We start from the raw sequence: 7,979 nt of genomic DNA, 5'->3' as shown, positions 1-7,979 counted from the left end.
GCCGGCGCGGCCGCCGCTCATCACGACGGCCGGTCCGGGCGGCGCCCGGCCGGCCCCCGGAAGGGCCTGTACGACGGGAAGGACCTGAACACATGACCGGCACGACCGCTTCCGACACGACCGCTTCCGGTCCGCGCACGGATCCGGAGTCGCTCCGGCAGCGCGCGCTGGACGCGCTCACCACCGCCCGCGACCGCACCGCCCTGCTCACCTCCTGTGTGGAGGACCCCGATCTCACCGCGCAGCACTCGCCGTTGATGTCCCCCCTCGTATGGGACCTCGCGCACATCGGCAACCAGGAGGAACTGTGGCTGCTGCGGGCGGTCGCGGGGCGTGAGGCGATGCGGCCCGAGATCGACAGGATCTACGACGCGTTCGAGCACTCGCGGGCCGAACGCCCCTCGCTGCCGCTGCTGCCGCCCGCCGAAGCCCGTACGTACGCGGCCGAGGTGCGCGGCCGGGCACTGGACGTCCTGGAGAGCGCCGCGTTCGAAGGCAACCGGCTGACCCGGTCCGGATTCGCGTTCGGCATGATCGCGCAGCACGAACAGCAGCACGACGAGACCATGCTGATCACCCATCAGCTCCGCAGAGGACCCGCCGCCCTCACGGCGCCGGACCCCGCCCCCGCCCCGCCGTTCACCGGTCCCGCCGAAGTCCTGGTGCCCGGGGGCCCGTTCGTGATGGGTACCTCCACCGAACCGTGGGCGCTCGACAACGAGCGGCCCGCACACCGGCGCACGGTCCCGTCGTTCTTCATCGACACCACTCCGGTCACGAACGCCGCGTACCAGGCCTTCATCGAGGACGGCGGCTACGGCGACGAGCGCTGGTGGACCCCGGCCGGCTGGGACCACATCCGCGCCCATGACATCGAGGCACCGCTGTTCTGGCGGCGCGAGGGCGGACAGTGGCTGCGCCGCCGCTTCGGGGTGACCGAGGCCGTACCGCCCGAGGAGCCGGTGCTTCACGTGAGTTGGTACGAGGCCGACGCGTACGCTCGCTGGGCGGGGCGGCGGCTGCCCACCGAGGCCGAGTGGGAGAAGGCGGCCCGCCACGACCCGGTGTCCGGCCGTTCCACCCGCTACCCCTGGGGCGACGAGGACCCCTCGCCGGTCCACGCCAACCTGGGCCAGCGGCATCTGCGCCCGGCGCCGGCGGGAAGCTACCCGGCGGGCGCCTCGCCGCTCGGCGTACGGCAGTTGATCGGCGACGTGTGGGAGTGGACGTCGAGCGATCTGGAGCCCTACCCCGGGTTCGTCGCGTTCCCCTACCGGGAGTACTCGGAGGTGTTCTTCGGTCCGGAGTACAAGGTGCTGCGCGGCGGTTCGTTCGCGGTGGACCAGGTGGCCTGCCGGGGCACGTTCCGCAACTGGGACTATCCGAACCGGCGGCAGATCTTCTCCGGGTTCCGCACGGCCCGCGACGGGAACGCCTGATGTGCCGTCATCTGGCGTATCTGGGCGGCGAGGAGAAGCTCGGCGCACTCCTCGTGGCACCGGAGCACAGCCTGTACCGGCAGTCGTGGGCGCCCCGGCGCCAGCGGAACGGGACCGTCAACGCCGACGGGTTCGGGGTGGGTTGGTACGCCGAGGGGGACCCGGTGCCGGCCCGCTACCGGCGCACGGGTCCGATCTGGGGCGACCAGTCGTTCGCGGACCTGGCCCGGGTGATCGGGACACGGGCGCTGCTCGCCGCGGTGCGGGACGCGACCGTGGCGGGCGCGGACGGGGAGGCCGCGGCGGCGCCGTTCGCCGCGGGCCCCTGGCTGTTCAGCCACAACGGCGCCGTCCGCGGCTGGCCCGGCAGCCTCGCCCCCCTCGTGGCGGGCCTGCCTCCGGCCGCGTTGCTGTCGCTGGACGCCCGGTGCGACTCCGCGTTCGTGTGGGCCCTGGTCCTGCACCGGCTGCGTGCCGGTGACGAGGAGGGCCAGGCACTGGCCGACACCGTCCAGGAGGTCGCCGAGGCGGCCCCCGGATCGCGGCTCAACCTGCTGCTCACCAACGGCGAGACGATCACCGCGACCGCCTGGGGCGACACCCTCTGGTACCTGACCGAGCCCGGCCGCCGCACGCTCGTGGCCTCCGAGCCGTACGACGACGACCCGCTGTGGCGGGAGGTCCCCGACCGCACCCTTCTCATCGCGAACCGCACCGAGGTACTGCTCACCCCGCTCAAGGACATGAGCGAGGACATGGCATCCGCACAGCGCAAGGAGCCCCGTACGTGAGTCCGTTCCTGTTGACCCGCACCCTTCCCGAGGACGCCACGGACGCGGCACTGCGCGCCGATGTCCTGCACGGCCTCGGACACCTGCCCAAGACCCTGCCGCCGAAGTGGTTCTACGACGCCCACGGCAGCGCGCTGTTCGAGAAGATCACCGAACTCCCCGAGTACTACCCGACGCGCGCGGAACGCGAGATCCTGCTGGCGCGGGCCGCCGAGATCGCCGCGGCGAGCGGTGCGCGCACGCTCGTCGAGCTGGGTTCGGGATCGTCGGAGAAGACCCGCCATCTGCTGGACTCGATGCCGGACCTGCACACGTACGTGCCCGTGGACGTCAGCGAGAGCGCGCTCACCCACGCCGGTCACGCGCTGATCGCCGAGCGGCCCGGCCTGAACGTCCACGCGATGATCGCCGACTTCACCGGCGGTCTCGCGCTCCCGGACACCCCCGGGCCGCGGCTCGTGGCCTTCCTCGGCGGCACGATCGGCAATCTGCTGCCCGCCGAGCGCGCGACGTTCCTGGCGTCCGTACGGTCCCTGCTGTCGCCCGGCGACACCCTGCTGCTGGGCACCGACCTGGTCAAGGACGCGTCGGTGCTCGTCACCGCCTACGACGACGCGGCCGGGGTCACGGCGGCGTTCAACAAGAACGTGCTGAGCGTCGTCAACCGCGAACTCGGTGCCGACTTCGACCTCGACGCGTTCGAGCACGTGGCGCTCTGGGACGCCGAGAACGAGTGGATCGAGATGCGGCTGCGGTCGCGCGTCACGCAGACCGTGAAGGTCCCGGCGCTGGATCTGGCGGTCCACCTCGCGGAAGGCGAGGAGATCCGCACCGAGATCTCGGCGAAGTTCCGCGAGGACGGTGTCCGCGGTGAACTGGCCGCGGCGGGCTTCGGTCTGTCCCACTGGTGGACGGACGCGGAGGGCCGGTTCGCGCTGTCGCTGAGCGAGGCGGTGGAGAACTCACCGTAGGGCTGCTCCTTCCCGGAACGGGACCGGGGTGTGGGCCGGGGCCGGCGGCCCCGCCCCCACACCCCGCCTTCCGACCACGAACCGGATGCCCACGCCGACCTGACCGGCCTCGACGGAATCGCTGTTCGGGTCGTGATCGGTATGCTCGCGCCCATGCCCGCGCCCTCCGGCCGGCCGGCCTCCGCCCGGGCACGCACCCGGAACGACGTCAACGGATGAGCGAGAAAACTGTGTTCGACTACGAGAAGGATGGCGCGGCCATCTACCGCGAGTCCTTTGCCACCATCCGCGCGGAGGCGGACCTCGCGGCCCTGCCCGCCGACGTCAGCCAGGTGGCGGTCCGGATGATCCACGCCTGCGGCATGGTGGACCTGGTCGACGATCTCGCGTACACGCCCCAGGTGGTGGCCCGCGCCCGCGAAGCACTGCGTTCGGGCGCACCCATCCTCTGTGACGTCTCCATGGTGGCGAGCGGCATCACACGCAAGCGGCTGCCCGCGGACAACGAGGTGATCTGCACGCTCTCCGACCCCTCGGTGCCGGACCTGGCGGCGAAACTGGCCACCACGCGCAGCGCGGCCGCCCTGGAACTGTGGCGCGACCACCTGGACGGTGCCGTGGTGGCCGTCGGCAACGCCCCCACAGCACTCTTCCGCCTCCTGGAGCTGATCGAGGAGGGCGCGCCCCGCCCCGCCGCGGTGATCGGCGTCCCGGTGGGCTTCGTCGGCGCGGCGGAATCAAAGGCGGCCTTGGCCGAACACCCCGCCGCCCTCGACCACTTGATCGTACGGGGCCGCCGAGGCGGCAGCGCGATGGCAGCGGCCGCGATCAACGCGATGGCGAGCGAGAAGGAATAACGCACGGGAGGTCGCATGGACATGGACAACGAAGCGCGCCGTCCTGATGCGGCGGACATCGGGATGGCCGGATGCGGATGGCTCCTGATCGTGGCCGTCATCGCCATGCCCGGACTCATCCTGAACGACGGACCGCTGACCGTGTACCTGGTCGTTGTCGGCGGGGTGATCGGGTTTCTTTGGGCGCGTAAGAGGCTCCTCCGCTGACGGGATTCCGCATCAGCGAACCTCAACGATCTCCGGCAGTGGCCGGCCGACCCGTGTCGCGGGTGCGTCAGGGGTCAGTCGGTGTGCGGGGACATGTCCGCGTGGAATCGGTCTTCGATCCAGTCGACGGCCGCTTGCGGGCAGGTCACGACCGGGATTCCGGTGGGTACCGGTGGTCTGCGGATCACGACCACCGGCAGGCCCGCCTCCCGCGCCGCTGTCAGTTTCGGGGCGGTGGCCTCGCCTCCGCTGTCCTTCGTCACCAGTACGTCGACGGCGTGACGCCGGAGCAGTTCCCGTTCTCCCTGGAGCGTGAAAGGGCCTCGGTCCAGCAGCACCTCCATGCGGGCCGGGGCCGGGGTCTGCGGCGCGTCCACCGAGCGTACGAGGAACCACAGGTCCTCCAGGGCCGCGAAGGCCGACAGACCCAGCCGGCCCGTCGTGAGGAACACCCTGCGGCCCAGTGAGGGCAGGAGCCCGGCGGCCTCCTCCAGGGATCCGGCCTCGTGCCAGGCGTCGCCCTGGACCGGGACCCAGCCGGGGCGCCTCAGGGCCAGCAGGGGAACGCCTGTGGTGGCCGCGGCCGATGCAGCGTTGGAGCTGATCGTTTCCGCGAAGGGGTGCGTGGCGTCCACGACGGCGTCCACCGCGTGCTCGCCCAGCCATCGCGCCAGGCCTTCCGCACCGCCGAAGCCGCCCACCCGCACCTCGCCGGGCGGCAGGCGTGGCGCGCCCACCCGTCCGGCCAGCGAGCTCGTCACCCTGAGGTCCGGCCGCGTCCCCGCCGCCAGGCTCTCGGCGAGACGACGGGCCTCGGTCGTACCACCAAGGATCAGTACGTGCACGACGTCCGGTTCCTTCCGAAGAGTGCGGCATCGGCTGAGAGGGTGAGCCGTCGCAGCGGCTCACTCAAACACACCGGCCGCACGAAAACACACCGGTCGGCGGCCAGGCCCGGCAGCGGCCCCGTCTCGGCTCCGGCCGGCGTCAGGCTCGTGTCGGCGCCGCCGGTCACGCCGGCACCGGCCCTCACGCCCGTGCGGGCGCTCACGTCGGCAGCGGCCTCACCCGACTCCCAACGCCCCCACGTCACCCTCCACACCCCCGCCGTCTCGCGGAGCGCCACCCGGTGGGGCACCGTGGAATCACGCCTGGCACTCACGCCACGGCGGAGAGGAGCAGCCGCATGTCCGAGCACACCTACCGGGTCACCGAAATCGTCGGGACCTCTCACGAAGGCGTCGACCAGGCCATTCGCAATGGGGTCACCAGGGCCTCGCAGACCCTGCGCAACCTCGACTGGTTCGAGGTCACCCAGGTCAGGGGGCAGATCGAGAACGGGCGGATCGAGCACTACCAGGTCGGTCTGAAGCTCGGTTTCCGGCTGGAGGACGCCGACTGACCCGACCCGCGCCCCACGGGTCCACCCCGCCCGGCGGGGATCCCTCAGATCCACCCCGCCCGCCGGGACATCCCCTCAGGTCCGCCCCTCCCGCTCCTGCGCGTCCTTCAGTGCCGCCGACGCGGCCGCCCACCGTGCCCGTACGACCGTGAAACCGGCCCGCTCCGCCTCCTCGCACACGAATGCGTCGTCGTCGACGAGGACGCGGATCTCCCGGTCGCGGGCCATCCGGCGAAGGATCTCCAGCTTGGTGCGGCCGGCGGGCCTGCGGTCGTCGTTGCGCCGCATCCAGATGCGGCCCTCGGGCAGGCCGTGCTCGGCCAGCCATTCCACCGTCGCCCGCCGGCATCGCTCGGGGCGGCCGGTCAGATAGACCACCTCGCACTCCCGCGCACTGCTCAGCGCGAGCGCGACGCCCTCCGCCAGCGGCGGATCCTCGGACGCCGCCGCGAAGAACGCGTCCCAGTCCCGCGGCGCGCGCTCCAGGAACCGCTGCCGGTGCGCGGTGTCCGCGAGCGTGCCGTCCAGATCGAACACGGCGAGGGGTCTGCTGCTCTGTTCCTTCACGCGGACCAGCCTAGACAGCGGCTCCGACAACGCCTCGGGCAACGGCCGGACCGCAACCCCGTGCCCCGGGACCCCGAAGAGGCGTGAACACGCTCAACTTCCGTCTCTCCAGGCCCTGTTCACATCACTGGCAGGCCCCTACCGTAAGCCCTGCACAGCATGTCGCACAGCATCCGGTATGTCGAACAGGAGTGTCGGTCAGGGGGAGGGACACCCCCACCGCCGCTCCTTCACCGAGGAGACCGGCATGAACGCCACCCCCCTTCAGCCCTCCCGGCGGGTCGCGCTGGGCGCGATGGCCAGCCTCACCGCCACCTTGGCCCTCGGCGCCCCGGCCGCCCGCGCCGCGACCACGACCGCCTATGTGATGGGCTACTTCACCGAGTCCCCGAACGGCGACGGAGCGGACTACGGCCTGCATCTGGCCGTCAGCGCCGACGCGCTCCAGTGGACACCGCTGAACCAGAACAAGCCGGTCGTGACACCGACCGGCGGCACCGGCGGCCTGCGCGATCCGTTCATCCTGCGCAGACAGGACGGCACGTTCGTGGTGCTCGCCACCGACCTCAAGGGCACCGACTGGAGTCTGCAGAGCCAGTACATCCACGTGTGGGACTCCACGGATCTGCGGTCCTTCAGCGGCTATCGCAGGCTGAAACTGCACGACATGGCCACCCACAGTTGGGCGCCCGAGGCCTACTGGGACGCGGGGCGGGGGCAGTACGGGATCATCTACTCCGCGGTGAATTCAAGTGGTCACAACGTCATCATGGTGAACCACACGACCGACTTCGTGACCGCGTCGGCCGCACAGGTCTTCTTCGACCCCGGCTACGACGTGATCGACGGGGACCTGGCCGTGGGCGTCGGCGGCGTGAACTACCTCTATTTCAAGAAGGACCAGACGCTGGTGGGCGCCAGGTCGACGTCCTTGGACCCCGGCAGCTTCACGGTGTTCAGCACACCGGTCTCCCACGGCGGCACCGAGGCTCCGATCCTCGTCAAGTCCCAGTCGACGGGGATCCATTACCTGTGGGGAGACACCTACACGCCCAACGGGGTCTTCTACGCCTGGCAGTCGGCCGATCTCACGAGCGGCACCTGGACGGCGGTCGACCAGCGGCTGTACACCCAGCCGCTGAACTCCAAGCACGCGAGCATCCAGCCGATCACCACGACGGAGTACGGCAACCTCCTCGCCACGTGGGGCGCCCCCGCCTGGAACCGGCTCAAGTCCTACAACTATCCGGCGCGTTACGTCCGGCACTCCAACTACGTCGGCCGGATCGACGCATACCCGTTCGACCCGTACGCGGACGCGCAGTGGACGCTGGTGCCCGGGCTCGCCGACACGGCCGGCGTCTCGTTCCGGTCGGTCAGCCACCCGACGCGGTACCTGCGGCACAGCAACTACCAGATGGCACTCGACGTCAACGACGGGACCACGACGTTCGCGCAGGACGCCACCTTCCACCGGACGGCGGGCCTGGCCGACACGTCGTGGTCATCCTTCCGCTCCTCCAACTACCCGGACCGTTACCTCAGGCACGCGAACTTTGTGCTGCGCATCGATCCGATCTCCACCGCCACCGACAAGGCCGACGCCACCTTCTCGGTCGGTTCTTGACGTCCCTTCGTCCCCTGGAGACACCCCCGATGTCCCCTCTCCGCAGACTTCTCGCCGGTGCGGCCAGGTCGTTGCCGAGCCGACCGAGGAGCGCGTCCCGGACCGAGCCGCCGACCAG

At 71.1% G+C, this 7,979-nt stretch carries 9 protein-coding genes; 7 read left to right on the top strand and 2 right to left on the bottom strand.

Translation table 11 applies throughout. The features are described from left to right. Nucleotides 1-92: 92 nt before the first annotated feature. The 5 genes from egtB (at nt 93) to ACWEBX_RS35415 (ending at nt 4,265) form a co-directional block, all read left to right on the top strand. Nucleotides 93-1,439, top strand: coding sequence for an ergothioneine biosynthesis protein EgtB (gene egtB, locus ACWEBX_RS35435; RefSeq protein WP_451888866.1), 1,347 nt, complete (start codon nt 93-95; stop codon nt 1,437-1,439). Continuing rightward, a complete protein-coding gene (gene egtC / locus ACWEBX_RS35430; protein ID WP_451888865.1) occupies nt 1,439-2,230 on the top strand; it encodes an ergothioneine biosynthesis protein EgtC in 792 nt (263 codons plus the stop codon). Before egtB ends, egtC begins: the two co-directional genes overlap by 1 nt. Continuing rightward, on the top strand, nt 2,227-3,201 hold the full coding sequence (gene egtD, locus ACWEBX_RS35425) for an L-histidine N(alpha)-methyltransferase (RefSeq protein ID WP_451888864.1): 975 nt from the start codon (nt 2,227-2,229) through the stop codon (nt 3,199-3,201). The genes egtC and egtD overlap by 4 nt, the downstream gene beginning before the upstream one ends. Nucleotides 3,202-3,416: 215 nt before the next feature. Continuing rightward, nucleotides 3,417-4,058, top strand: coding sequence for a precorrin-8X methylmutase (locus tag ACWEBX_RS35420; RefSeq protein ID WP_451888863.1), 642 nt, complete (start codon nt 3,417-3,419; stop codon nt 4,056-4,058). Between the two features lie 15 nt (nt 4,059-4,073). After that, entirely contained in the window at nt 4,074-4,265 is a 192-nt protein-coding gene (locus tag ACWEBX_RS35415) for a hypothetical protein (RefSeq protein ID WP_451888862.1), read from the top strand. A gap of 74 nt (nt 4,266-4,339) precedes the next feature. On the opposite strand, the gene ACWEBX_RS35410 is transcribed toward ACWEBX_RS35415, so the two are convergent. Further along, on the bottom strand, nt 4,340-5,110 hold the full coding sequence (locus tag ACWEBX_RS35410) for a cobalt-precorrin-6A reductase (protein WP_451888861.1): 771 nt from the start codon (nt 5,108-5,110) through the stop codon (nt 4,340-4,342). A gap of 341 nt (nt 5,111-5,451) precedes the next feature. Between ACWEBX_RS35410 and ACWEBX_RS35405 the strand changes: the two genes are divergently transcribed. After that, on the top strand, nt 5,452-5,667 hold the full coding sequence (locus ACWEBX_RS35405; protein WP_103547697.1) for a dodecin: 216 nt from the start codon (nt 5,452-5,454) through the stop codon (nt 5,665-5,667). A gap of 75 nt (nt 5,668-5,742) precedes the next feature. On the opposite strand, the gene ACWEBX_RS35400 is transcribed toward ACWEBX_RS35405, so the two are convergent. Further along, complete coding sequence (locus tag ACWEBX_RS35400) at nt 5,743-6,234, bottom strand: phosphatase domain-containing protein (protein ID WP_451888860.1); 492 nt, start codon at nt 6,232-6,234, stop codon at nt 5,743-5,745. A 247-nt stretch (nt 6,235-6,481) separates the two neighbouring features. Between ACWEBX_RS35400 and ACWEBX_RS35395 the strand changes: the two genes are divergently transcribed. Then, nucleotides 6,482-7,861, top strand: a complete 1,380-nt coding sequence (locus ACWEBX_RS35395; RefSeq protein WP_451888859.1) for a glycoside hydrolase family 43 protein — start codon at nt 6,482-6,484, stop codon at nt 7,859-7,861. Nucleotides 7,862-7,979 lie beyond the last annotated feature (118 nt).

The organism is Streptomyces sp. NPDC005070 (assembly GCF_053600395.1).
The sequence above is the reverse complement of the archived record's forward strand: the minus strand, read 5'-3'. Positions and strand labels throughout refer to the sequence as shown.

Bases quoted from the DNA above. Each gene is read 5' to 3' on its own strand.
- egtB (WP_451888866.1), top strand. From the start codon at position 93: ATGACCGGCACGACCGCTTCCGACACGACCGCTTCCGGTCCGCGCACG.
- egtC (WP_451888865.1), top strand. From the start codon at position 1,439: ATGTGCCGTCATCTGGCGTATCTGGGCGGCGAGGAGAAGCTCGGCGCA.
- ACWEBX_RS35420 (WP_451888863.1), top strand. From the start codon at position 3,417: ATGAGCGAGAAAACTGTGTTCGACTACGAGAAGGATGGCGCGGCCATC.
- ACWEBX_RS35415 (WP_451888862.1), top strand. From the start codon at position 4,074: ATGGACATGGACAACGAAGCGCGCCGTCCTGATGCGGCGGACATCGGG.
- ACWEBX_RS35405 (WP_103547697.1), top strand. From the start codon at position 5,452: ATGTCCGAGCACACCTACCGGGTCACCGAAATCGTCGGGACCTCTCAC.
- ACWEBX_RS35395 (WP_451888859.1), top strand. From the start codon at position 6,482: ATGAACGCCACCCCCCTTCAGCCCTCCCGGCGGGTCGCGCTGGGCGCG.